Annotated in this window: 31 protein-coding genes; all 31 read right to left on the bottom strand. The window is 46.1% G+C overall.

The annotated features are described in order from the left end of the window. Positions 1-6: 6 nt before the first annotated feature. The 31 genes from SP90_RS15150 to SP90_RS15000 all read right to left on the bottom strand — a co-directional run bounded on the left by SP90_RS15150 (position 7) and on the right by SP90_RS15000 (position 25336). Positions 7-2478, bottom strand: coding sequence for a hypothetical protein (locus tag SP90_RS15150; protein WP_066858255.1), 2472 nt, complete (start codon positions 2476-2478; stop codon positions 7-9). 196 nt (positions 2479-2674) lie between these two features. Further along, entirely contained in the window at positions 2675-3709 is a 1035-nt protein-coding gene (gene sctU, locus SP90_RS15145; RefSeq protein ID WP_066858252.1) for a type III secretion system export apparatus subunit SctU, read from the bottom strand. A 2-nt stretch (positions 3710-3711) separates the two neighbouring features. Continuing rightward, positions 3712-4533, bottom strand: coding sequence for a type III secretion system export apparatus subunit SctT (sctT, locus tag SP90_RS15140; protein WP_066858249.1), 822 nt, complete (start codon positions 4531-4533; stop codon positions 3712-3714). A gap of 46 nt (positions 4534-4579) precedes the next feature. After that, positions 4580-4849 (bottom strand): type III secretion system export apparatus subunit SctS, encoded by a 270-nt coding sequence (gene sctS / locus SP90_RS15135; protein ID WP_066858246.1) that lies wholly within the window; start codon positions 4847-4849, stop codon positions 4580-4582. A gap of 10 nt (positions 4850-4859) precedes the next feature. Next, positions 4860-6953 carry a type III secretion system export apparatus subunit SctV gene (sctV, locus tag SP90_RS15130; protein ID WP_066858244.1) on the bottom strand — a complete coding sequence of 698 codons (2094 nt, stop codon included), beginning with the start codon at positions 6951-6953 and terminating at the stop codon, positions 4860-4862. Positions 6954-6968: 15 nt separating this feature from the next. After that, positions 6969-7307: a type III secretion apparatus assembly chaperone SctY gene (gene sctY, locus SP90_RS15125; protein ID WP_066858240.1), complete on the bottom strand. Its 339-nt coding sequence runs from the start codon at positions 7305-7307 to the stop codon at positions 6969-6971. Positions 7308-7314: 7 nt separating this feature from the next. Further along, positions 7315-7689 (bottom strand): type III secretion apparatus assembly protein SctX, encoded by a 375-nt coding sequence (sctX, locus tag SP90_RS15120; protein WP_066858236.1) that lies wholly within the window; start codon positions 7687-7689, stop codon positions 7315-7317. 17 nt (positions 7690-7706) lie between these two features. Continuing rightward, positions 7707-8105, bottom strand: a complete 399-nt coding sequence (locus tag SP90_RS15115) for a type III secretion system chaperone family protein (protein ID WP_066858233.1) — start codon at positions 8103-8105, stop codon at positions 7707-7709. Further along, positions 8105-9253 (bottom strand): type III secretion system gatekeeper subunit SctW, encoded by a 1149-nt coding sequence (gene sctW / locus SP90_RS15110; RefSeq protein WP_066858230.1) that lies wholly within the window; start codon positions 9251-9253, stop codon positions 8105-8107. The genes SP90_RS15115 and sctW overlap by 1 nt, the downstream gene beginning before the upstream one ends. A gap of 8 nt (positions 9254-9261) precedes the next feature. Next, the gene (gene sctR / locus SP90_RS15105) at positions 9262-9891 is read right to left on the bottom strand and encodes a type III secretion system export apparatus subunit SctR (protein ID WP_066858295.1); all 630 of its coding nucleotides are present in this window, start codon (positions 9889-9891) and stop codon (positions 9262-9264) included. A 61-nt stretch (positions 9892-9952) separates the two neighbouring features. Continuing rightward, the gene (locus SP90_RS15100; protein ID WP_066858227.1) at positions 9953-11110 is read right to left on the bottom strand and encodes a FliM/FliN family flagellar motor switch protein; all 1158 of its coding nucleotides are present in this window, start codon (positions 11108-11110) and stop codon (positions 9953-9955) included. Next, complete coding sequence (locus SP90_RS15095) at positions 11103-11834, bottom strand: type III secretion HpaP family protein (RefSeq protein ID WP_066858224.1); 732 nt, start codon at positions 11832-11834, stop codon at positions 11103-11105. The genes SP90_RS15100 and SP90_RS15095 overlap by 8 nt, the downstream gene beginning before the upstream one ends. 11 nt (positions 11835-11845) lie before the next feature. Further along, positions 11846-12331: a type III secretion system stalk subunit SctO gene (sctO, locus tag SP90_RS15090; protein ID WP_066858221.1), complete on the bottom strand. Its 486-nt coding sequence runs from the start codon at positions 12329-12331 to the stop codon at positions 11846-11848. 6 nt (positions 12332-12337) lie between these two features. Next, the gene (gene sctN, locus SP90_RS15085; RefSeq protein ID WP_066858218.1) at positions 12338-13657 is read right to left on the bottom strand and encodes a type III secretion system ATPase SctN; all 1320 of its coding nucleotides are present in this window, start codon (positions 13655-13657) and stop codon (positions 12338-12340) included. 1 nt (position 13658) lies between these two features. Further along, positions 13659-14279: an HrpE/YscL family type III secretion apparatus protein gene (locus SP90_RS15080; protein ID WP_066858215.1), complete on the bottom strand. Its 621-nt coding sequence runs from the start codon at positions 14277-14279 to the stop codon at positions 13659-13661. Further along, positions 14258-15031, bottom strand: coding sequence for a SctK family type III secretion system sorting platform protein (locus SP90_RS15075; protein WP_066858212.1), 774 nt, complete (start codon positions 15029-15031; stop codon positions 14258-14260). The genes SP90_RS15080 and SP90_RS15075 overlap by 22 nt, the downstream gene beginning before the upstream one ends. Continuing rightward, positions 15031-15816, bottom strand: coding sequence for a type III secretion system inner membrane ring lipoprotein SctJ (gene sctJ, locus SP90_RS15070; protein ID WP_082936484.1), 786 nt, complete (start codon positions 15814-15816; stop codon positions 15031-15033). Before sctJ ends, SP90_RS15075 begins: the two co-directional genes overlap by 1 nt. A 15-nt stretch (positions 15817-15831) precedes the next feature. Continuing rightward, positions 15832-16449: a hypothetical protein gene (locus SP90_RS15065; protein ID WP_066858206.1), complete on the bottom strand. Its 618-nt coding sequence runs from the start codon at positions 16447-16449 to the stop codon at positions 15832-15834. A 30-nt stretch (positions 16450-16479) separates the two neighbouring features. Continuing rightward, complete coding sequence (locus SP90_RS15060; RefSeq protein ID WP_066858203.1) at positions 16480-16854, bottom strand: tetratricopeptide repeat protein; 375 nt, start codon at positions 16852-16854, stop codon at positions 16480-16482. Between the two features lie 4 nt (positions 16855-16858). Further along, a complete protein-coding gene (locus SP90_RS15055; protein ID WP_066858200.1) occupies positions 16859-17092 on the bottom strand; it encodes an EscF/YscF/HrpA family type III secretion system needle major subunit in 234 nt (77 codons plus the stop codon). Positions 17093-17111: 19 nt separating this feature from the next. Continuing rightward, positions 17112-17330, bottom strand: coding sequence for an EscE/YscE/SsaE family type III secretion system needle protein co-chaperone (locus SP90_RS15050; protein WP_066858198.1), 219 nt, complete (start codon positions 17328-17330; stop codon positions 17112-17114). Between the two features lie 14 nt (positions 17331-17344). Next, entirely contained in the window at positions 17345-18754 is a 1410-nt protein-coding gene (gene sctD, locus SP90_RS15045) for a type III secretion system inner membrane ring subunit SctD (protein WP_066858195.1), read from the bottom strand. A gap of 14 nt (positions 18755-18768) precedes the next feature. Continuing rightward, complete coding sequence (sctC, locus tag SP90_RS15040) at positions 18769-20637, bottom strand: type III secretion system outer membrane ring subunit SctC (protein ID WP_066858191.1); 1869 nt, start codon at positions 20635-20637, stop codon at positions 18769-18771. A 108-nt stretch (positions 20638-20745) separates the two neighbouring features. Further along, positions 20746-21174 carry a type III secretion system chaperone gene (locus SP90_RS15035; protein WP_066858188.1) on the bottom strand — a complete coding sequence of 143 codons (429 nt, stop codon included), beginning with the start codon at positions 21172-21174 and terminating at the stop codon, positions 20746-20748. Between the two features lie 15 nt (positions 21175-21189). Next, a complete protein-coding gene (locus SP90_RS15030; protein WP_066858185.1) occupies positions 21190-22038 on the bottom strand; it encodes a hypothetical protein in 849 nt (282 codons plus the stop codon). 53 nt (positions 22039-22091) lie between these two features. Then, the gene (gene sctE, locus SP90_RS15025; RefSeq protein ID WP_066858182.1) at positions 22092-23102 is read right to left on the bottom strand and encodes a type III secretion system translocon subunit SctE; all 1011 of its coding nucleotides are present in this window, start codon (positions 23100-23102) and stop codon (positions 22092-22094) included. A gap of 2 nt (positions 23103-23104) precedes the next feature. Further along, positions 23105-23608, bottom strand: a complete 504-nt coding sequence (locus SP90_RS15020) for a SycD/LcrH family type III secretion system chaperone (protein WP_066858179.1) — start codon at positions 23606-23608, stop codon at positions 23105-23107. 8 nt (positions 23609-23616) lie between these two features. Continuing rightward, positions 23617-24144: a hypothetical protein gene (locus SP90_RS15015; protein WP_066858176.1), complete on the bottom strand. Its 528-nt coding sequence runs from the start codon at positions 24142-24144 to the stop codon at positions 23617-23619. Positions 24145-24190: 46 nt separating this feature from the next. Further along, complete coding sequence (locus SP90_RS15010; protein WP_066858173.1) at positions 24191-24463, bottom strand: hypothetical protein; 273 nt, start codon at positions 24461-24463, stop codon at positions 24191-24193. Positions 24464-24616: 153 nt separating this feature from the next. After that, complete coding sequence (locus SP90_RS15005; RefSeq protein WP_066858170.1) at positions 24617-24979, bottom strand: STAS domain-containing protein; 363 nt, start codon at positions 24977-24979, stop codon at positions 24617-24619. Between the two features lie 18 nt (positions 24980-24997). Next, entirely contained in the window at positions 24998-25336 is a 339-nt protein-coding gene (locus tag SP90_RS15000; RefSeq protein WP_066858167.1) for an STAS domain-containing protein, read from the bottom strand. Positions 25337-25402: the final 66 nt, after the last annotated feature.

Below are 25402 nucleotides of genomic sequence, written 5' to 3'. Positions count from 1 at the left end.
TTGCTCCTAAAGAGGTCTATCGACTAACGCAGCTTCCGCTGTGACACGTTCAATTACTGGATTATGTTCTGCTTCTCCTGCAAAGCTGACTCTGAAACGAGTGGTAAGCACCATCGACAAGTCATCTGTCTGTTGATCCATTGAGGCAGTGATTCCGTATTTATCACCTTGTGTTGAAATGGAAATGAGACCGGCAACAGGACGGTCTGCACGTTGCAGCATATCCATGTACACATCGCTTAGCGGCTTATCCACCCCAACCCATGAAGACTGGGCAATGCCGTGCACATTCTGGAACGCAACGCGGGTTATCTTGCGTGCGCGTTCTGGCCCATCAAGCATTTTGATCACCTTACGGTACGCAGCAGCAACATCCTCATCAGAATTGGAAGCAGGCTGATACTTTTTGGCATCAATCTTTATCCCGTCACGGATAAAATCTTTGATGAAGCCAAGAGACACTCCTGCAAGATCTTCACCTGTAACGCCTTTCGGCTCCCAAAGTTCCGCAGGTGTTGTTTGCAGATCTTCAGTAAGTGCATTTTCAACTTCAGCCTGAATATTATACTCACCTTGACTGAGCGTATTTTTTCCTACCAATTCAGCAGCATTACGCCCTGCCCTGTGGAGAATAACACCGTGCTCCTCGTCAGTTACTGTTGCAAACTCATTACCGGACAATTTCTGCATATTGCCGACACCATTTGCACCGAGAAGTTCAAGAGGAAGCTCACGCATCATAAACTTGGCGCCCATTTCGCTCTTAAGCGTATCAATGACTGATATCTGCTTATCGAAATTCGGGAAGCCTCCTGTTGCACCAACAAATATATCCTCAGGACTAAAGCCAAGGCTCTCAGCAACAGCAGAGAGACGGAAAGCAACGCCATTTGAAGCTGCATCCATATTATCAAGGCTTGTTTTAAGGTCGCCCATAAATGCTTTCATGCTGTCTGACTTTAATAACTTACCAAAACCAGCTTTAAGAGCTTCCGGCGAGATACCGTTGTCCTTTGCAAAGCTGTTCAACCGTGCTGATATTACATCCCGCATACGGTCAAAGGTATCAGCAGCGCCGGTATCATCAGGTCTGATGACAACACTTGCTTCCATCACAGTAATAAGCTTCATAAAGGACGTAACATCGTGTGTTGTTACCGTTCCTTTCGCTGCCAGTTCGTTAAGCTGCTGCGCCAGAGAGTTACCTATCTCACCCGTGTTATTTCCGGTAAGTCCGACAAAAGGCTTCAACTCAGCAGAGCTTAACGCAATTTCATCGCCTAAGCGGATATCAAGATTGTCATACTGCGAAGAAAGTTTTTGCATGAAGGCTTCAATATCAGCCTTCATCGGTGCTCCCATTTCCATGCGAGCGTCACTGCCAATTCCTTCGAGAGCAGCTTTGCAGTTTTGGTACATCCGGCTGATACCTACAGCGGTTTCTCTTCGAGCCGGATTTTCCTCTGTAATTGCTCTCCATAAATGAGGACTGTATTTCAGGGCTTTCATACCGAGTTGCTGAAAATCATTACGCAGTTCTTTTGGAAGAGTTGCGCGTTTTGTCTCTGTGGTTCCAGTATGAAACACCTTTGACCAGCCACGCTTAATAAGCTTGCCAATGTCCGCAAATTTTAGAGTACGGCTCGTTGGCTCACCTGACACATTTCTATTAAAAAGTTTAGAAAGAGCAGCGCCATTTGATTCCATTTTCAGCAACAAACGATCGCCGACAGCTCCTGTTGAGTCATGAAGCGCACCGTAGAGGAGAGACCCTTTTCCTCCGGGAAGACTTACATCAATACCGCGATGTCCATGTTCTGCCTGAGATTCTTTGGCATACGAAGATGTACGAGCGTAGCCTTTAACAGAGCTATCCAAAAAATCTTTCAGTTGATGGTTCGGGTCTTCAATAACCAGTGTAGAACTGGCTGTTGCTCCTGCCTTGGTCTGTCCCTGCGCATGAAGAAACGACAGCAAATTCTTAATGTTCGAATCAGTAGCAGCTGTGTCATCACCCTCAATAATCGACTGGTAGACTTCACTGCCGCGACGTACGTTTTCAGCAAGTGCTTTGCCTGCCAGTTCTGAAAACAACTGCTTTCCGGCATCACTCTTTTCCCAGCCTTTCCCCAGCTGTTTACGCACTTGACCTGCAACGTGACGCAACTCGCCTTTTGGCAAAGAAGACACACCTACACGCTGGTGTACGTTATCTGGTGGAACTGGAATGGAAACAGTGCCTGCCCCCAGTGCCTTCGGAACACTTGTCCGAAGTGGAGACGCACTACCAGCCTTTACAGCAGTCAGGTCTGTTCGAGGAACTTCCTGTCGTCCCTGCTGCCTGCGAATATGTGGCAAGTTTGCTTTGAAGCGATTCAGTAAACCAGTAGCGCCTGACGTCTGCTGGGTATCATGATTTTTTTGCACATTGGTAACCTGTGATGGGTGTGCCACCACAGGATTATTGAATATTTTCATCATCCGCTCCTTACGGTACACGCTTTGGTAATTCTTGCTCCGCGTTCACACAGAATATTGCAGAGGGTGTGCCTCTAACAAAAAAACTTGTGATTTCAATATAATTGGCACAAAAAAACATGCTTCCTCCAAAGAGATTGCATGCACTGAATGCCAACAGAAATACCAGACTTGCTAATATATTTGGCACCTAAAGCTATAACAATGAGTGTACCCAGCGTAGCACTTCTGCCACTGGCTTAATATATTCCTTTGGAATATATGCGCCCTCTGTACTGTCAGCGTACAGGCCACGTGCAAGAGAGACATTGCGCATAATCGGAATATCTTCCTGCTTGGCAATATCAATCATACGTTGCGCTAATCCGCCTTCACCCTTGCAAAGCACCATTGGAAGCGGTGTGTCTTCCTCGTCATACATAACCGCAACAGCATAGTGTGTCGGGTTTGTAATCAACACATCTGCCTTCCGCACTTTGGCTGCTGTGTCTGACATAATCATCTCCTGATGCAGCTGCTTACGCTGCCCTTTAATGTGAGGATCCCCTTCAGATTCTTTATATTCACGTTTCACTTCATCTTTGGTCATCATAAGACCTTTTGTATACTGCCAGCGCTGAAACAAATAATCCCCAATAGCCAGTACAATAAATACAGGTACCAGATACTGTACAAACTGTTTTGCCAAAACAGCCGCTATGGACAATGGCATAGAGACACCGGACTCAATTGCCAGCAGTAAGGATGACATGTGTTTTTCAACAATCATCCAGATAACCCCACCAATTGCAAATACTTTAATCAAGGACTTTAAAAACTCCACTGCATTTTTGATTGAAAAGGTTTTTGTGAACCACTGCTTAGGATTCAACTTATCAAGCGACGGCGTCGCCGCTTTCATCGAAAACAATACCCCCACTTGAACAAATTGTGAGATCACGCCGCAAAAAGCCGCTACAGATACGGCTATGGCAGTAAGCACTGCAACAATTGATAATGCTTTTTGCCCCACAACTTGCACTGCAAATTCAAACGGCTGATTCATGTACAGAACAGGAAGCTGGAATAATGCTGAAAACTGTTCAAAAAACATGTCCGCCCCGAACCACAGCAGAAAGAAGACCCCTGTTACGCTTGCCGCTGAAGGTATCTCCTGACTTTTACAAACATTCCCCTTTTGACGTGCGTCCCGTAATTTCTTCGACGTGGGTTGTTCTGTTTTTTCACTCATAGCTATAGTCCCGCATCCCAGAAAAGAACGTTTTTCATAAAAGAAATCAGTTCAGAAAATGATGTCCCCACAAACCGCACAAACACTGAATAGTAGAGCACCAACAAAAGTGCGACTGCGAAACTCTTCACTGCCATGGACAAAGAAAACACGTTCAACTGCTGTGCAAATCTGTTGATCAAACCAAGCCCCACGTCCGAAAGAAGACAAACGATAACCATTGGTGACGCTACCAGCAGCACCAGCACCATAAATTCCCCCAGTACCTTCACGAAGAACAAACTCAAAGAAGGTGCTGCCGCATCTGGAAAGTAATGGATGGGAGACCAGACAACATAGCTGTTGAGCAACAGTTCTACGAGCAGCAAAAATGCGCCGCTTGTAAAAAACAAGTACACAACAGTCTGAAAAAAGAACGAAGCCAACGGGGAAGATTGCTCACCGCTTAGCGGATCACTCCCCTGCGCCATGGATGCACCGCGCTGGTTATCGATGAGCTGCCCTGCGCTTTGCATTGCCCAGAAAAACAATCCCGAAAGGTACGCAAAAACAAACCCTAGAGCCACTTCCTTTGCAAGCAGTCCTAGAGTCCAAAATATTTTGTAGTATCCAGTATGCACAGGGAGCGAATGAAACTCCGGCGCAAGCGTTACGAACAAAAACGGAACAAATGTAAAAGCAACTCCGTTTCGCAACACGCCGGATAAGACGACTCCCCCCATAAAAGGTGCTACCTGAAAAAATATCAGCAACCTCGGTACACAGAGGCTGAATAAGACAATATACTTTTCCAGACTTTCAGGATCAAAGCTGAACTCAAACACAAATATTCCCGTCAGGCCAAACGTTCAGGTTGTACCACATAAATCACTACCTGACGATCATATTAAAAGAATCGAATATCTGTAATGAATACACATACAAAGCTTTGCCGAAAGTACCCGCAGCCAGAAACAGCGTGGCACATACGCAAATAAGCTTAATACCAAAGCTTAATGTCTGCTCCTGAATCTGGGTAATAGCCTGCACAAGGCTCAGCAATACGCCGGCAATTGAAGCAACAATAATTGGAGGCATGGAAATTTGCAGTACGAGCAATAATGCCTGTGCTGCAAAATCAATAACACTTTGTGACCCCATAACGTTGCTCCTACAACTTGATTCTATCGATCGGTTGCACTGTTATTTCCGGTGTCAGTTCTTGATACGACAGAACAGGAAGTGAATAAAACTCACCCTCAATAAGCCTGCGGACATATCGTCTGATATCCATGGAAGCGAGCAGAACACACTTTTGTGACTTACTTTTTGTATCACCGATGACTTCACGCATATTTTCAATAAGTTGTGCAGAAGTGGATGGATCGAGCGCAAGGAATGCACCGCCTGAAGTCTGCCTGATTGATTTACGGACAGTCTCTTCCAGACCAGGATCAAGTAAGTATGCAGCAAGCATGTTCATACCGCCGCTGTACATGTAGCTTAACTGACGCTTCAGGTTACTGCGTACATATTCAACAAGCATGATAGGATCTTTTTCCTTTGCCCCCCATTCCACCAGTGTTTCAAGGATGGAACGCATGTTACGCACAGAAACCTGTTCCTGTACAAGACGCTGCAAAACTTCAGCAATCTTTTGAACCGGTACAAGACGAGAAGCTTCACGCACCAACTCAGGAAATTGTTTTTCCACTTCTTCAAGTAAAAAGCGTGTTTCCTGCAATCCAATAAACTCAGAACTGTGCCTTGCAAGTACTGTTGAAAGGTGGAACGAGATAATTTTGGAATGATCCATATAAGAAATATTGGATTTATCTAACAACCCGCCAACACTGGTATCACACCAGATGGACGGAGTATCCGGCAGGAAATTGTCTGTCTGCGTATAGCTGACACCCATCATATCGAGGTTTTCCAGACTTTCCAGAACCAGCAGTTTCCCCTTTTCAAGTGTTCCTGAGGAAACAGGAACTTCGTGAATAAACAAAGAATACTGAAGTTCAGTCAAGTTCGGGTTCTGACGGATATGAATCCCCGGGAATGGCACACCGAGATCAAAATACAGTGCGCGTCTAAGTGCAATCAACTCATCATCAAGATGCTTGTAGTTGAGACTGTCTGCCAAAGACTCTGAAATATCGAGCAGTAGCGGAACAGTCAGTGCAATTTCATTAGCATCGTCGGCTCCGCTCTTCTGCGGGGTTCGTTTCCCTGCAGCAGGTGCGATGGTGTCTTTTAAGCTCTGTGCCCCGTTTACGTCTTCCTCATCATCTGACTTCACCATCTTCATCAGAATGAAACCGAACGACCCAAGAATACCACCAAGGCTAAAAAGCTGGATTTTCGGGAATCCGGGAATAAGCCCCACCAGACACAGCAAACAGCCTGCAAGCAAAATTGCTTTAGGCTTATCAAATATCTGGCGACCGATTTCCCCGCCAAGGTGGTCTGAATCTTCATCACCGGAGCGGGTAATGATAACACCCGCTGAAATAGCAATGAGCAACGACGGAATAGATGAAACAAGGCCGTCACCAATGGTCAGGATGCCGTACTTCTGGATACTGTCACCGGCACTCATACCAAGCTGCGTTGTACCGATGATGATACCGCCGAGAATGTTCACCATAGTAATGATGATACCGGCGATACTGTCACCCTTAACAAACTTCATGGCACCGTCCATAGCACCAAACAACTTACTCTCGTCTGTTACCCTTTTTCGACGTTCCTGTGCTTCTTCCATAGAGATAACACCGGCGCGCAGGTCAGCATCAATACTCATCTGCTTGCCCGGCATCGCATCAAGGGTAAATCGTGCTCCTACTTCAGCAACACGCTCTGAACCTTTAGCGATAACAAGAAACTGCACGATAGTCAGAATAAGAAAGACAACGGCACCAACGATGAAGTTACCTTCCACTACAAAGTTACCGAAGGTATATACGATTTCCCCGGCATCCCCGTTCAGAAGAATCAAACGCGTTGTTGTAATGTTCAGCGCAAGTCTGAACAGCGTCGTGATAAGCAGCATGGTCGGGTACACAGAGAAATCCAGTGCTGATGAAATATAAAGTCCCATCATCAGCATCAGAAATGAGATGCCCATGTTAACGCCGATAAGGGCATCAACAATAAAGGTAGGCATCGGAATAATCATAAGTCCGATGATCGCCACAAGCAGGAATGCCAGCGTGATATCGTTATACTTAACTATTTTGGAAACAACGCGTTGCACAGACATGTCTTTTTCCGGACATTAATGTTGGTCGATTAGTAACAGGTACCTGTCAAAAATATCTTTGCTCTCACCCTTACGTCCCAGACTCCACAGCGCTTTGGCCTGAATGAGTAATAAAGGGGCATCCGATGAACGCATCATGCCTGTATCCAGACATTCAGAAAGCAGCGAAAGAGCGGATGCAGCGTCACCTTTAACTGTTGAAAGATAGGCAAGGTACCGTTTATTTTTCATATCATCAGGATACACGGCCTCAAGCCCTTTAAATATGCGCTCTGCCTTATCAAACTCTCCTACACGCAAGTACGTGTAGCCAAGCACTTCAATAACAGTCCGCTGCTCTTTAGTAAGTTCCATACAAGTCCTATCCGGATACGACTAAGTTTTTAAACATATGTAAGAATTGCTGGTTATTCACAGCTTCATCAAGTTCCTGTGCAAGACCACGCTCTGCTTCTGAAGAAATCTGACCGGAAACTTGCTGCAATGCAGAACGAAGTTCCCGCCCGAAGTTCTCAGGCAGTAATAGTGCCGGATCAGGCACGGACGGTGTCAAAAACGATGCTACTTCTGATTCAATACCGTTATTTTTGAACACCTCTTCCAACGAGCGAAACGAGGTGGATAATTGCGGAGGAACGTTAGCAGCCTGCGGCATCTCAGATTTTGCAGTAACAGCTGCTGATACCTGCTCGATACCATGATTGAATGTAATGAACGGCTTAATTTCGGTACCCATAGTAGTCTCCTGACAAGTTACGCTGCAAAGGTGCTGCGCAGTGTTTCATCCAGATACATCAGCGCGTGTTCAAGAACATCCACAGTGCATTCTTCTTCTGAAAGCAGTGTGGAAAAGACCAGCATACCGTTGCCTGTTTTTCCGCAGGTAAGAGGAAAACGCTGAGGAGTGCTGTAGTGCACAAGACGCATTGCTTTTTCGTTGAGCGCATCGATGTCGGACTGAACTGTCGGGCCCTGCTGTCCCATGCTGATGGATACACCAAAAAGCGGCGCCATTGCGCTCGGCTGACAGCGCTCAATAGCTACGGAAACTGTCTCATCAAACGTGAAGCGGACAACTTCACCCTGCTGTGGAGCTAATTCAGGCATTCCAATACGCTTACCGAACTCGCTGATCACTGATTCAAATAACATTAGTATCCTAACTCCTCGTCTTCCCGCTCAATGGCGCTATCTAATTCCTGCTGAACAAGCTGGAGAATTTTATCTCTGCTCTCTAACGATTCAAATACCTTCACAGGAAGCATCTTGGTTTCCTTCAACGTATCCTGAAGGAAGAGAACCTTGCGGGTAGTGTCCGGTATGTTCAATGGATCCATTATTGCGTGCACATCCATCGGTGCAGGGAACTTTTGTTCCATCATCTGTAAAAAACGATCCATCATCTGCGCCACGTTGTTGCCTGCCTCAGTTTGAGGAAGAGCAACATTATGTTCAGACTCAAGGCGTTCCAGCAGTCTTCCTGACAATCCATAGAGTGATGCGATATCGCGTACTTTATTCATGTCAGTGCTGAACACTTCCATTCGTGCCTTGTCCATTGTCGGGCATACAGAATCAATATCCCGTGCAAGGGTTGCGAATAAAAATTCCAGAGCCTGATCAATCTTTTCAGCGCCGTATTGCTGCAGCAACTGATCGAATACAGAACGGGAGTTCTCAAAATCCAGAACCGTGGAACGGTAGGTATCACGCAGCTGTTGCGAGTCCCCTATTTCTGCATATTCCGCAGCTTCAGATGCAGCATGGAGTCCAGCAGCAATTGCGCCTCCCTGTCTGCTTTCCATTTGCTGCAGCGCATAGGAAACAACCTTTGCCTGTTCACTGTCAGGCGGCGCTGTTTCGAGTACCTCTGCAAGCAGTGCATACTGTTCTGTAACATCACGGCCGCTTTTTCCCAGGTACTCCTGAATCTGACCATATGCGTCATCAGCGGATTGCGCACCGCCGGAAGCCTTTTGCATCATTTGAGAGATAAACACGCTCAGCTTTCGGGCTTCACCTGCAAACTCTTCTTTATCAATCAGCTCCTGATATTTCTTAACAGAGTCAATCAGTCTGCTTTCCTGACGCTTAGTCTTGGAACGCTCGTTCAGCTTCTGTGATTTAGTCTCGGCTACATGAGCGGTCAGCTCTTCCATTGCATCTGCAACCAAAGAAGCCATATTTTTCGGCGCAGAAACAGTACGCCCCATAAATGTACCGCTGGTGCGCACGCTTTCCGGTGCGCGGGAGGTATCTATATGCTGTTGTCCAACATTTGCATTTACAGAAATAGACATAACAACTCCTACAAAGTATAGCCCATCATCAGCCCCTGACTGATCTTCATCCATCCATCCAGCACTACGAAAAGCAAGAGTTTAAAAGGCAGGGAGATAGTTGTCGGAGACACCATCATCATCCCCATTGCCAGAAGGATATTCGATATAATCAAGTCAATCGCGATAAACGGTAAGTACAACAAGAAACCTATCTGAAAAGCCTTGGTCAGTTCCGTCAATGTAAAGGCAGGCAGTACAATAAACAGAGAGGTTTCCTTAACAGAGTCAAACATATCCTTGGGCCAGATTCGTTTGGCAGTGGCAACAAGCTTGGCCTTAATACGCGGGGAACTGTTTTTATCCAAAAATTCTACAAACGGCGGAGTAACGTTTTTGGCTACTTCCATGTACTGTTCCATCCGCATATTCGGCGCAAACTTCTGTTGATCCAGCAGGGTCAAACAAGAGTTTCCTACCGGTGCCATAATGAACACACTCAGAATCACAGCAAGACCGTTGATGACCATCCCCGGTGGAATCTGCTGAATACCCAGCGCGTTACGGACAAGCGAAAAAACGATAACTATGCGTACATACGTGCTGCCCATCATAATTGCGAAAGGCGCCAAGCCCAAAATAACAATGAGCGGCAGCATTTGTATTGCTTGTATTCCCACACCAAACTCCAAAAACTAGAATCGTAAAAAAGACTGACGGCTATTCTGCAACGTCGACAATTTCTATTCCGACACGATCTGCTACAGAAACCAGACGGCCTTTACCTATCTCTTTATTTCCAGCTTTGATGGAAATAGGGGCATCGACAGAAGTATCAGTTGTAAAAATGTATCCTTTGCTCACTTGAGCAAGTTCCCCCAGCGGCAAATGTGCTCTTGCTACTTCAAAAACAACCTCAAGCTCCAATGTGCTTGTATCAATGCTGTCTGCGAGCGTCTCATCACTCTGCTCTGCCATTTCATGCTCAAGCTCTACAGCTTCTTCCATCTCAACTTCTCCCCTACTGTCTGCTGCATCCAATGGATACGGCGAAAAAGAAACAACTTCGAACCCGTGTTCGCATTCTACGGCCATTCCGACCGGAGTTGTGCCTACCCGCAGGCTGAACAACGCATTCTGCGTTTCCTGAATACTACCTGCCCCAAGCAACACATCACCACTGCGAAGGCTTGCAATCTCATCACGGGTAAGTCGTTGCGAGCCGGCTATACAGGAAATCTCCATGAGCAACTCATGAGACGTTCCCTCTTCCACCCGCGACTGCGGAAGCAGGTGAAGCAATGCATTGTGTGCAACGCCATCAGCAGCAAACGTCACCTGCGCAACGGCAAGGCACCCTTTTCCTTCCTGATGGATACTGAGCATGCATGAACAGACTTCTGCACGCTCTGCTATCTCGGCTGAAACGAAACCTTCACCGCCTGCTGCTTCACCACGCTGGGCAACAGCAATGGATTCCACGACAACAGGCTGTTCTACTACCTGTCCGAGAATCTGCAATAACGGTTCAACACTTTGCGCTGCTGCGATATTCTGCAGCTGTTCTGGTAAGTCTAAAAAGGTTGCACCATGTGTTGTGCCAGCCTGCTCTGCAAATAATGCAATGCTCTGCCATGCAACTTGAACCCGCTCGCTACCGAGCAGAAGAGTCATAATCAAAGCAGCATCAGGCTCTTTTTCCGGCTCAGAACACCGCACCATGCCTTTTAAATCAGCCAGACAGTGCATGTCCGGCAACGCAAAAACTACATCCTTCGCAATCCGATGCGACAGAAGAGCTTGAGCATGCGAACATTTCGGCATCGCCAATACAGCAACGTCAGCGCTACGTAATTCATTTGACACAGATCTATTCATCCTCTTCCTGATCAAAGTTCAGCAGCCCTTTGGAACGGCCATCTGATGCTGTCTGATCATTCACCACAACCCGCACTCCCGGGTTATCCGTTTCAAGCCGCTCTTTAAGCCCTAACTGGTTCTCAACCAGTGTCTGGTGAGCATTGACGTTCTGTGTATTAAATTTGACAACCAAGCCGGACGGTTCATAGGCAATCTTCACAGCAGTATCTGGCAATGAGCTATGCTCGAGACGGATAATAACTTCACTCTGTCCTCCATGCTTTGGAGCGCTGACTAAAATCTGCTGCGCAACATTCTGCATTTCTGAAGTGAGTTTCACCTGTGCTTCACCTTGAGGAGTTTGAATCTGGTTGTTTGCTACCTGCGGCTGCTGCCCTCCCATGCGGGAAGAAAGAATTGCATCGCCCATGCCTGCAAACAAATCTGACGGTGAGTCCTGTTTACGACTATCACCCTGATCAGAACCCTTCTCGGAGCCTTTGTCGCTATTCCCTTTTAATGCAGCCACAAACTCATCCACAGCGGCACCACTCGGCGCTTTTTCCATACCGGATGCTTTTCCAGCAGACCGATTGTTACCTGTGATCTTTTCCTGCTTCGTGGTCTGAGTTTTATGTGCACTCTCTTGAGCACGGCCTTGTCCGGCCTTTGTCTCGGCCTGTTTATATTCCTGCCCTGCTGGTGCAGAGAAAGAAGAAGAAGCTGATGGTGTAACAGCCATAGAAATAACTCCTATTTAGTGAATAACTTCCGTGAAGAGGAAGCCAGCTCTTCAAGCTCCTTTTCCTCTTCCTGACGGGCTTTTTCCTGTGCCTCAGCTACCCATTCCTGTTTATGCAAATCCAGTTTCATGGTAGCTTTCTGCGCCAGCATCGCCTCTTCCTTACATTTCAGGGTATATGCCTTGGCATCCTGTAATTTTTTCTCGGCACGGAGTATTTCGTCCCCCAGCTCCAATTCTCGAAGCTCCAGAGATTTAATCCCTTCATAAAAACTCTCAATACCGCTTTTTGTGGTCTCTTCTTGTAAAAACACAGCATAGCGGTTTTCAATTTCTTCAACCCGCCATCGCTTGTATTCTTCGAGTCGTTCTTTTGCTGCTTCCAGCTCGTCAGCAGCTTGCAGTTCTTCCCGAAGTGCGACCAGAGCCTGACGTTGTGCTGCGTCAGCCCGCTGGTTACGAAACCGCAAAATATCTTCCAAAGGATACGAAGGCATATCGAATTATGCAGCTACAACCGCTTTCAACGCGTCTAATGTTTCTTCAAATGTGGAAAACTCTGCCAGTCCCTGCTGCAAAAAGCTCCGCAATTCATCAATGGACTCAACAGCTCTGTCTGCATCAGCATCATTCCCTTTCTGGTATTCACCGATGCGCAGTAACAATTCCACTTCATCATATTTTGCAAGCAGCTTACGCAATTCTTGCGCTGCTTCTTTGTGCTCAGGTTCGGCAATGGCGTTCATCACACGACTCACGCTGGCCAAAATATCAATGGCAGGATAATGGTTCTGCGCTGCAAGCTTTCTGGAAAGAACAATATGACCATCCAGAATCGAACGGGTTTCATCCGCTATCGGCTCTGTCATGTCATCCCCTTCCACAAGCACTGTATACAGAGCTGTAATCGAGCCTTTATCCGAGTTACCGGCACGTTCCATAAGCTGAGGAAGACTGGAAAACACTGATGGCGGATACCCGCGCCGTGTAGGCGGCTCACCCGCAGCCAGACCGATTTCTCGCAGCGCCCTGCCAAATCGTGTTACAGAGTCCATGAGCAGCAGCACGCGCTTCCCCTGATCTCTAAAATATTCTGCAATAGCAGTGGCAACATATGACGCTTTAAGACGCTCCATAGATGCCCTGTCCGAGGTTGAAACAACGAGGACGCTTTTTGCCAGCCCTTCCGGCCCCAGATCGTGCTCGATAAACTCACGAACCTCACGACCACGTTCACCAATCAGCGCCAAGACGGTAACATCGACATCCGCACCTTTTACCAGTGATGCAAGTAAGGTACTTTTACCACCACCTGCTGCCGCGAAAATCCCCATTCGCTGACCTTCACCGCAGGTGAGAATTCCATCCAGTGCCCGCAAACCCAAGGAAATTGGCTTTTCAATAATCTTACGATCCATAGGGCTAGGTGGTTCAGCATATACAGGGTATGTTTCTGCCCCACTCAACGCCGGCTTCCCGTCCAATGGTTGTCCAAGTCCGTCAAGAACTCTTCCCAGCAAGTCAGGTCCCACGGAAACCGAATGCACCTGACCTGTGTGGATAACCTCTGTTGCAGTGGAAACTCCCTGCAAACTTCCCAGCGGGGTCAGCAACGCTGTTGTACCGGAAATACCCACAACTTCTGCAGACACAGTCCAGTTGTCCCAAGGGTTACGCAGCAGACAAAGCTCACCAACTTTGGCTCCCGGAACAACGGCATGGATAATAGTTCCGACAACAGCCTCAACCCTTCCACGGACTTCAACCGTATTCAAATTTGCAATACCTTCCTGCATCGCGTCGATAATGTAATCAAAAGCCATGCTACGATGCTTTCCCGACTCTGCGAGTGAGAGCCTTGTTTATTGCTTTAAGCTGCGTTGAGAGCTTGCAGTCCACAATGCCCATCACAGTCTCCAGCAGGCAGTCACCGTCTTGCAGACGTTTATCCCCGTGGATATCCAGTGTCATTGCCGGGAATGTTGCTCCAAGCTCGGTCAAGGCATTCTGTACATACTCCACCTCAGAAAGGCTGACCTTAATGGTCACTGCACTTTCATTCTGAATATGCCCCAGCCCTTTCTTTACAATGGAAACAATCCGTTCTTCAGGCGGAATATCTGCAATCACTTTGTCCACAGCATGCTGTACAAGTTCTACCGAGGCATGCTCAAGACGCTCTACAAAGGCAATGCTTTCAAAAAGTGTGTCCATAATCTTTTCAGAGTGTTCCAGCTTGCCCTCTTCAAGACCGTCCTCATACCCCCGCTGCCTTGCCTGTTCAAAAGCTGCTTCCGAAGACGTAATAATTTCTTCTGCACGATCCTTGGCAGCCTGCAGAATATCTTCAGCTTCAAGGAACGATGCATACTCCGCTGCACGAAGAATTTTGACATCAGAAGGAATACTCAATGAGCTGTGTACTATACGAAAAGGTTTTGCCATACGTGGCTCATCTCCTGTTTCATTATCCGAATCAGCATCCCCCAGCAGCGCCGCACTTGCTGTTCGGAAAGCTCTAACGCACCTGCCTGACGCACCATTTGCACGTACAAGTCCGACGATTCATCCGCATCACCAGAAACAGCTTCTTTCCAAAGCTGTGGAAGCCGTATCGCTATACGGTGGTAAACGTCTTCCGGATGCATCCGTAAAAAAACGGTTATAATCCCGATCCCTGCGGCATTCACAGCATTGCACAAAGTTGCTGCATATTGCTCATCATCAGGAGCCGGTAACATTGCGGTCAGCCTCTGGAATGCCGGCTCTGATGTCATCAGTTCCGCGCTTTTCCCACTTAAGAAACGAAGTTTTCGATGCGTACACACCAGTGCATCCCGTCCAAACGTTTCGATGAGCTCTATGACCTGCTGTTGTTGAACAACCTTACAGACACGACCTGCATACAACGTAAGACCGGTAAGGAGCGCTAATCGAACAAGCTCGTCACCTTCCAGTAACGCCAGCCGCTGTTGTGCAGTTACAAAAGAATTATGGAAAACTTCTGGAGCAGGATCATCTGTTACCGCCAACAGATATTTTGCCATTTCTGACTGAACGTAAGGACTGGTCGCTTCTCCCCAGCCATCCAGAGACACATCAAGAATGTGGTCTGTATGAATATCTTCTATGGCTGGTCTGTTAAAACGAACTATTCTGGTAAAGCTTTCTCCGGAAAGAGATCCCCCGCCGGTCATCAGCGTTCCTCGTTCTCAGCAGCAGCTTCTTTTTGCTGAGTACGCTTACGAAGTGCCAGCATCGCGGCAAAGCCGATCAGTATTCCTCCGGCAATTCCTCCTGCGAGCAGCATCCAGAATGAAGAAATCGAATTGCGGTTTACAGCAACACCTGCAATCTCTACATCCTTTTTGGGTGCAGGAAGTGAAACAGCTTCGCGAATCGGGAACAATGCCACACTGACATTATCGTAGGATAAACCGGGTACACTCTGCGCAACCAGTTTACGAATCCGCACCACGCTGCTTTCAATATCAAAACTACTTACATACCGGATAAGGACTGCTGCTGAAGCAGGAACAGGCTTTTCACCCATTTCTTTTGCTTCTTCGAGCACCACATGAACTCGGGCGGTAAGCACACCGTCGATAGAGCTGCATGTCTCTGAAAGCTCCTGCGAGAGTGCATATGCAAAGCGAGCCTTTTCCTGTAACGGAGAGCTGATCAATCCCTCGCTGGAAAAGACTGTTCCCAGAGATTCAAATTTCTTACGCGGCAGGTTTTCAGATTCCAGCACACGCAGCGCACCAACAACTTCATCTCGCCCCACTGTGATGGCAAAGCCTTTTTTGCCGGAAGATATTTTCTCTGCTTTGAAGCCCTGCTCCAGCAATACGCTCAGCATTACGTTTGCTTCTTTTTCGCCCAGACCGGAATACAACGACGTGGAGTTACATCCGGTGGCAAGAAGGCAGAACAGCAATACGACAATACCGGAGTAAAACCGCATAGATTGTTGTCTCATAAGTGTGTCTTTATTTTATTGTGCTTTGGTAACTGAAGCCACAGTGTCCTGAACTGACTTATTGACTCGGGACATCTGTAAAATTTCCTGCTGCAGCATGCCGGTTAAATTTTGAATACGTAATAAGTCCTGCGGGGCTAACGCACCTTTCGTTGTCATATCTGACATAGCCTGCGCAAGGGCACTCTTTACGTCGTGCAATGGTGATGAAGTACTTTGGACAAATGAAGCATGTTCAGTTTGTGCACGTAATAATCTACTCTGAACATCCCAGACATCCTGTGTCTTTTCCACTGCCTGATTCCCCTCAACAGCAGTGTGTTCCTGAACAGTACCCGCACCTTCCACGCGTTCATCAAACCTTATTGCAGAGGGGTCTGTGGCATCGGCAGGTGAAGTACGGCCGACTTCCTCACCTCCCGATGCTGAGTAGAAATGCTCCTCTCCAGTCGAGTCAGTACTCTTTTCCCCGAACCCTTCAACACCAGATGCTGATGATTCATTTCCTGACCCCGCCAGAGCTTCCTGAAATTCACGAACCAGTGCCGGATCAGGAGAACCGGACGGAACCGTCCCTCCTGTGCTGGACACAAGTTCTGTGAGCTTTACAGCTATGGATGCAATATCTACCACATCAAATCCCCGATGCTCTCTTTACTCAGGCTAGCTGTTCAAAGAGAGTGATGAAGCAGCAGCAACTTCTTTAACCATAGTGGCTGCGCTGCTCTCCGGAGCATGTGCAAGCACTTTGTTACCAAGTTCTGCGGCATCGTTATGTTTTTCTTCAAGAACATATGCCATGCACTTAAATGCAGCGGCATCCCAGTTTTCTGAATTTGCTTCAAGAAGCTTCTGGAGCTTTTCGTGGGCAGCCTCATATTCTCCTACACCAATGTGGGTAAGAGCCATCCCCAATGCACACGCTTCATCCTCTTCACCAAGGGCAGAAAAGATATCACGAGCCTGCGCAATGAATCCGGACTGAGCGCCTAAAAAAGCAATGTCCTTTAATACTCGTTTAGAGTCTGCCTGTAACATCAGACTAACCTGTGCGCTGGATTACAGACTTTGCTGTGTCTGTAATAGACTTTGTCATGGTTGAAGTCGCCTGCACGAGGTTGTTGTACTGGCCCATTTCAAACTGCAATGCGAGCATCTTCTGCGGGTTGATTTTCCCCTGCTTAAGAGTGTCCTGCATTTTTTTCTGCAGAGTTGCTCCGGCGTCTTCAATTTTCCCTAAATTCTGGGAGAACATGGTGTTAATATCTAAAGACATATTCTTCTCCTTATCTCACCTATGACTGGTGCATGTTGTTCCAGTAACCATTTGCAATTTCATCTGCTGATTCCAGAGCCTGAAGAAGACGTTGTGCGCCTTCAAACTCATCAGGAGCCAGTCCCTTGTCCATTTCGCGCTTCACTTCAAAGCGGATCGAAGCGATCTTGTCTGTGACAACTTTCAATCCATGACCGCTCGGGTCGGAAAGCAGTTCATCACACCACTGATCTTTCATATGGTTCTCCTGCGTTATTCAGTAGCAATAGTTTTTCTTTCACCATTTTTATCAAGTACAATTTCTTTCGCAGAGATGGATGTAATGGTCGCACCATCAGAGGTTTTACCTCCGAGGAAAAATACCTGCCCGTTCTTAAGACGAACAAACGGCATTGACCCTACCCCTATCTGCTGAATTGTATTTTTTGTAATCAAGCCAGGCTTTCTGGAAACAAGCTTCCGTTTTTTCACCTTAGCTTTTGCAAACTGAACCTGCAGTTCAACCGGTACAGGAATCTGTAATGCTTTATTAAGAGCAAGTGGCATGCCACTTACCCACTCTCTATCAAAATCCCCTAATATACCTGACAAAACAACACGCTCTTTTTCATATTTTGCAATCAGACCATCAGGATCTTCATGCTTTGCCAAAAGTTCTTTCAGCACTGCGGCAACATCTTTGGCACTGGCAATATCCCATTCCAATGCCTCCATATTGGAAAAATTGTCAGCAATAACTTTCTTCAACTCCTGCAACTCATCTGCAGAGCGGACATAGCCCGTCCCCACAACAATACCGTGGTCTAATGTAAACTTAACATTGTACCCAAGCTGGGATGCCGTCAGCTGCATGGCCTCTATACGTTGCTCAAGTACACGTACTCTGAACAACGTTGGAAACGGATAGGCAGATACCATTTTTCGCAGTGCATCTAGCTCTGCAAATGTGCCAACCTTACCTGAAATAACGATGACACCATTCTCTGTTTTAGCCATCTCGATACGTGCATAAGGACGCCTTTGGGTAAGCGCTTGTAATTGCACCAGTGCACTTTGCACTTCCGGAACTGTCTCAGCAGGCTTCATCACTGTAGAAACCCCGACAGAAAGCATTCCCAGTAAGCAGAGCACAACCACCGTTAAAACAATTTTTCTACCCTTTCCCGATGTTGTTGCAGGGTCGGAGGAATGCGTAGGTGCAAATTCACTCTCTTCTGTCTGGGCAGGCTCCTGCACAATTTCCTGCCTAACCTGGTCAGCAAATTCTGAAGAAATTCCAGAGTGCATTCGAAATGCCGAAGAAGCCAGCCGCGAAAGCAATTCCTGTGCTGACTGCTCTCCATCCTGATTCAAGCAGGCAAAATACAACCCGCCAATTCTGAACAGCGTTCCGGCATCAAGCGGCGGCGTTTGTTCATCTTCAACAGTGTACTCTGCACCTTGTTCATCATAATAATGAACAGAATCATCTAAAGGATATACGACAACAGTCCCTTCTTCCTGCACTTCAACTGCGGCATGCTTCAAAGAAATTGTGCTATCAAAAAAGATAAAATCACAATCTTCTCCAGAGCCAATTGATGTTTTTACACCTTGCTGCAGCGCTATTTCTGCTCCCAAAGCTGAGCCGGAAAGAACCGATAACGTCACGGTACTATTCATAGTTATCTTTATCCCTACAATGTACCGGAGTTAGCAGCATCTACCGTAACGGCAGATACAGATGAACCAAGCATAGCGCCTGAGCCATCAAGCTCTTTTGAAGAAGGTAAAGACGTTTTCGCCTTAGCACCACGTCTTGCACAGCCGCCTCGAACGACGCCTTTTTGTTGTTCCGGCGGAACCATTACATCCGTGTCTTTCACTTTTTTCTCAAAGCCAAGTTTATCAATATCTTTTGTCTGATCTTTAATCTTATCCAGATCAATCACCGTCGGGCTGATCAGAATAAGACGCTGCATACGTTTAACGACAGTCTTCTGATACCCGAACAGAAGGTTTAGATACGGTATATCTTTCAGTCCCGGTATCCCACTATCTTGAACTTGGGATGTCTCGTAGTAGTAGCCACCAAGCAGAAGGCTCTGTCCCGGGTTAATTACGGCCTGAGTGTTGATGGTTGTTTCTTTAACAACAGGCAGCTTATCTACTGTAGTGGTTTGACCAGAAGAATTACCCTGCCCGTCTTTCACGTGGACAAGAATTCGAATACCATCAACATCTTTTGACGCAGGATCTTCTACAATACTAGGAGTTACACGCAGTACGGTCCCCGAGCTCACATTGTACAAGTCTGTTGCATACGCACCTGCTACACGTACATAAAAGGTCTGGGTGTTTTCCAGCGTAGCCTGCATGTTCTCCATAGTCAGAACGGACGGCTGTCCCAGCACGCGACTATCACCTGTTGTTTCAAGTGCACGCACTGTAGCCATGAACTTATTTTTGCCGGATGTGAAAATTGTGGAAAAATCCATACCGCCAGCCATTTTGGGAACAAAGCCCGTGGTACCTTTAAGAGCAAGATCACCCGCGGTAGTAATATTCCAGTTCACTCCCAATTCACGGGAAAAATCGACGTTAACGTCTACAATTATGGCCTGAATCTGTACAAGGCGCTGTGGAATATCTATTGACCTGATAAGCTCAGAGTACATGGCCATATTCGTTGGATAGTCACGGATAATAACAGCGTTAATTCGCGGTTCAGCTGTAATTACAATACCTTTTTCAGCAAGCGTCTTTGCAGTGTCAGGCTTGGCTTGCGGCTGCGGTTTCGCCGCCTCCTGCTGCCCAGGTGCAACGTCCTTGGCTCCGGTATTCAACCCTTGTCCAAGTAACGGTGCTACTGTTGAAGAGTTATCGATTGTCCGTACCTTTGCCTGAGAAGAATCACCAGACGCCATGGAACGAAGAATACTCGCAGCTCCAGGGATAACTGTTGAGCCTTTATTCGTATTGATTGTGAAATCATCAGCCCAAATATGACGAAGTTTAAAAACGCGGACGACAGTACGTTCCTGCGCATTGCGAGCAGCATTATCCAAAGCAAATCGAAGATCATCGATGTATTCTTTCGGAGCAGTAATAAAAATGCTGTCCGCTGCTGGGGAAAGCGTCGGCCTGATGTACAGAGAAAAAAAGGTATTTTCTTCAAGAAAAGATTTTAGAGGAGCAACAATCCCTTGCCCTGCAGGCAACATCCCTTTGCGCACAACAATACGCTCGGAGATAAGATCGTCCTGTGTGTAGAAGTAAATTTTTGAATTATAGACGTACCATAAAATATTATACGCAGCTGTGATGCCGTCTAAAAACTGCTCCGGTCTTACTTCAATGAATTCACCAAAGATATTTCCAGAGACTGAAGGAGATAATGTTGCGGAAAAACCTTGCTCACGAGCAAATGCGGTCAACGTCTTCTGAATATCTTCTCCTTTTACAATGCGAGTAAAAGGTTCTTGAAATACAGAAGAAAAAGCAGTTACCGGCAAAAGCAACAGTATTACGCAGAGAATACTGCGCAAAAAAAGACGACACCCCATTCTACCCCTCGTGTGCACAACCATATTTTTCAGTTTGGTATAAGACCGGTATAAATAAAGATATTCCCTGCGTACAAACAACGTCTGTACGCAGGGTTTATTGGCTAATTAACGTCCATAGGAAAATGGACTTACTGTATCCTGCGGCAAGCATTGAGCTTTAAAATAATCCGCTTCATTGAGCAACCATTCAAAAGTGCTTTTTAAAATATTTTCACTTAGATGCGCTGTACTCAAAATATAGGAGTAGACTATTGCACCTGCTGTCTCATCCAAAGAAAGTGTTCCGCTGAACTCATTCTTTTTCAACAAGGCTGCCTGCAATAGTTTATCTACCAACGGGCTTCGTTCAAACGAATTATCAGGAAGCTCTGTAATCTTGAGGAGAAAAACTATATCAGACATTCCCCGCCGGAATAGTTCAACTGTGCTTTCACCTATCGCCACCTTGCATCCTGAGGGGTCTGCACTCTGCTCCACTTCCCAGTCATGTTCGGTAGCAAGCGCACGTACCATATCTTGTAAAGCTGTACTCACCGCACTGCCCTCAACTTACGCGAGAATGCGACGTTGGGTTTCAAGATTTGCCTGCATCAAAGTACGCTGAGTTTCCATAGCTTTTTGTCTCAGCTCATTCATGCTCTGCATCAAGGAATCAACTGCTTCCTTTTGCCCCTGCATTCTGGTTGCTTCAGCATCAAGAGATGCACGACCATGCTCAAAATGAGAGGATACAAACTCACCAGTTGAATTAATGATAGAAGATGTACCGCTCGTCAGCTGACTTGTAGTTTGGATTTTCGCATTCAACTTCATATTATGTGCTGACATATTACCGTTGCTATCCAACCCAGTGCTTTTCATCTGCGCGGCCATACCCATTGTCGCAAGACCGCCACCAATTTGCAGCACTCCGCTGGCAATACCGCAGATAGCTTTGGCAAGAGCTGCTGCTTGTGCTTTATCTGCCTGCTCTAATTTATTGTCAGCAATCATGTTGCTCATCGCCATTTTTGACTCTTTAGCAACAATACGCTGTTCTTCAGCAAGCTTAGTAATAAGAACCGCAAGTTCAGCACCAAGGTTGCCATTCCAGACAGGAGGCAAATTCGCATCTGCAACTGGAGGAGACATTTTCAGAGAATTATTGTTTGTGTAGCCAGAAACATGGGCTTTCATCACCGGTGGTAACGATGTACCGGAAAGCCTCTCAAGCGCCTCCATGAAAGACACTTTCTCGGTACGGCACATTTCCAGCGCCTTATTTTGCAGCGCTTCTGCAGAGTTACCAGTCTTTGCGCTGTACGAGCCAAAGAATTCGGTAACTTCTTTATTAAATTGAGCTGATTGATCAGCGTAATTTTGTTTTACGTATGAATTAACGGAATCGATAACACTCATAGGAACCTCCTGTAAAAGTAATGTATTGAATAGTAGAGTTACGTAACCGTATGCTATGCCATTGCCGGTGCGCCGGTCATAATGGTCTGCATGGACTCGTTACTTTTCTCTACAATACCTTTAACACCCTTTACGTTGTCGTTGAGGACTTCCATCATTTTGTTGATATGATCAATCTGCTGCTCATCAACAGCTTTAAGACGTTCAAGCAACGCATCAATTTTAATAGTCGCTATTTTAGCCAACGCAGCTTCATACTTGTTCCATGTATTAGCGATTCCTGCTGCGCCGGAGCTAACACTTAATGCACCCTGTGCTAAGCTTGCCCACTTCGTAATATTTTGAAGTGCTTGCGCAACCTTTGCACTAATTTTTGCTGATGTTTCTACTGCCTTAGAAGCAATAACACCTGCTGCTGCACCACCAATGCTGGCTGCAATCATTGCGACCCCCACAAGGATCGGCCCAAGCAGGTTTGCGATATTGTCAGGCACACCACAAACTTTTAGCAATTCGGTAACTCCAGCCCCCAAAGAGTATTTTCCTCCCGAAGCCTCCGAGACAATACCGTCAATAAGAGCGATACCAGCTACGACACCAGCAAGAACTGCACTTGCAGCACCGCCTGTTGCAACAACAGCAACAGCTGCTACAATTGCACCAAGGATCATACCAATCCACTTGAGGGCTTTAAGAAACGGAGACATATTTCTGTCTTTTTCAGCTTTCTCAGCTGCCTTTTCCAGTTCCTTTACGCGCTTATTGAGCATATCCATACGCTGCTTACCATTGCTCTTCACCTGATCCATAGAAGCTGCAATTTCAGAACGTCTTGTTTTTTCAGAAATAGCGTCAATAAGAGTCTGCAAGCTCACCCCTGCCAAACCTTTTACCGGAGTGGGCAATGGAGGTGCAGTAGTCGTAACCTTTGCACCGTCTGATAAAACAGGGCGGTCAACATTGGTTGAACCTTTTTTACCAACAAGCTTTTCACCATCTGCTGATGCAACTGCTGCTGCGTACAGCGTCGCATTCGTATTAGTAACTTTGGCCATACCGCTCATAGCTACTCACCTCCAGCTTCCATTTGCTCAAGAACAGCCTGTGCACGAACGACGTACGCACCAAAATCCTTGTTACTTTCTTCTGCAAGTCCTACACCTGCTTCCAACGCAAGCTTAGCTGCTTCCAAATTACCTACCTTGTACAAGGCGATGCCACCAAACAAAGAAGGAATAGGATTTTCCGGTTCAAGGAAGCCAGCCATTCCATAGGCTTCTGCTGCAACTTCATATGCTTCAAGCTCCTGAGCGCAACCTGCAAGGCCAAGCCAGAAACGAGGCTCAAGGTGATTCAGCAACGTCAGGGTTTTAAACACATCAAATGCATCCCTGTAGTTACCAGCCATATATTTTTCATATGCAAATGCATATGTCTGTTCCATTTCTTCTTCGCTTACCCCTTGAAGATCTGCTATCACTGCACCGTCTTCAAGAACGGCTTTCAAGGCGTTAGCAATTACTGCATCTTGACCTTCAGCGGCTGCTGTATTTTCTACTGTATTAGACATTGTCCCTCCTAACGTGACAGAATCGCGTTTAATGTCTGTTTGCCATCGCTAATGGCTTTATTAGCACCCTGCAGGTGGTTGTTGTACTGTCCCATGTAGTCCTGAAGACGAATCATCTGTGTTTGTGTATCAGTTCCAAGGCTTTGAATATATGTATCAATACGTCCGATGTATGCCTGAATATCTTCTTTATGAAGCTTTCCGGTTTTAGTAACGCCAAGCTTGTTGTATTGAAGAAAGCCTTTTACAGTTCGCGTATTGCCTTTAGCATTTACAAACTTCTCTGAAAGCATATCAACAGAACCTTTCTTACCAGCTTTGCTGAGAGCTTTCTGCATAGCCTGTTTTGCAGCATACGCAGTTTTTAGCTTGTTCTGCTTTTCTTTAATGGTATTCATTAAATCAGTAGCTTTTCTCTTGGCATTATTTGAGCACAACATCTGCAGCTCTGCGAACATTCTGCTTAAACTCTGCCCACCTGCTGCGTCAGTACCGATTCCAGAAAGACTATTTGCACTATTAACTTGCATACTCATTTTTTGCTCCAAATTGTTTTGTTTTGCTTAATCTGAAAAAGTAGAACTAAATGCGCATCATGCCGCGACGGGACATTGGTGCTTTTACTGAAGCAGTAGACACAACTTCCTGTTGAGCCTCTTCGCTCGCACGCTCTATTTCGCGCATACTTTTTTCCATTGCTTCTTTCAGTTCCGCAGGAGCGGCTGCCAACGCCTCTTCAAGAGAGTTAAATTTACACTCACCAATTATTTCGGAAAGTTGCTCATGCTGTGTATTTAATGAGAACAGTTCCTCTTCCAGTGAATCAACCTCTTGGATTAATGATTCGATATCCATATGAATATTTCTCCTAACTAGTTTACAACCAGCAATTCAGATTAAGCACGAAGCGTGCCATTTTGTAACATACCAAAACAAAACACATTTAAAGCAAAAAAATCGTTCCTTACCGGGTGAAACTTTGTTGGCACGCAGCCAATTGATTTGGCACTACCGTAACATTCCAACTTGTCTCACTGCTTCTCCCAACGACGGAAAAACTGTCATTAAGGAGCTAAAGCCCGATACTTCAAATATTTCATTCACAAACGAAGACAGATTACAAAAGAACAACTGCGTTCCGTACTGCCTGCTCTGTTTAACCAGCAGCAACAACGAGCGAAGACCGGCAGAGCTTAAATACTCCACTCCGCGCATATCAATCACAACCGCTATTTTTTCTGAATGAATATGAGTGGTCAGAAACTTCTCAAACACATTCCCGGAAGTAACATCTAATTGCCCTGAAACGCGCACAACTATATGCGATTCAAAAACTTCTTCAGTAAGTTCAATTTTGCTTTCTTCATTCATGAGAGGAGCCTTTAAAGACTAAGCTTCTAAACTGGTAATGGCATCCTGCAAGGAATCTTCAATGCGCAGGATAGAAATGAAACCGGAAATTTTAAAAACGTCATACACAGTCGAGGAAAGGTTTGCGAAAACCAATTCTCCCTGCTTCATCTTAACCTTTTTCATAAGTATCAAGATAGAACGTAGACCAGCAGAGCTTATGTAACTTACTTTCTCAAAGTTAATTACAATTTTTAGAGCCATCTCATCTATATGCTCCATACATAGTACTTCAAACTGCTGTGCTGTACTGGCATCAAGGCTGCCATCAGCATGCAACATGCCTACTACGCCTTTTTTTTCAAACGTAACTTTCAATTCAAAATCCTTTAATGTATGAATAAAATAAAAATGTAATTGCTAATTTATATTTTTTTTCTTAAT

It is taken from the genome of Halodesulfovibrio spirochaetisodalis (assembly GCF_001672295.1).
Lineage (GTDB): Bacteria > Desulfobacterota > Desulfovibrionia > Desulfovibrionales > Desulfovibrionaceae > Halodesulfovibrio > Halodesulfovibrio spirochaetisodalis.
The sequence above is the reverse complement of the archived record's forward strand: the minus strand, read 5'-3'. Positions and strand labels throughout refer to the sequence as shown.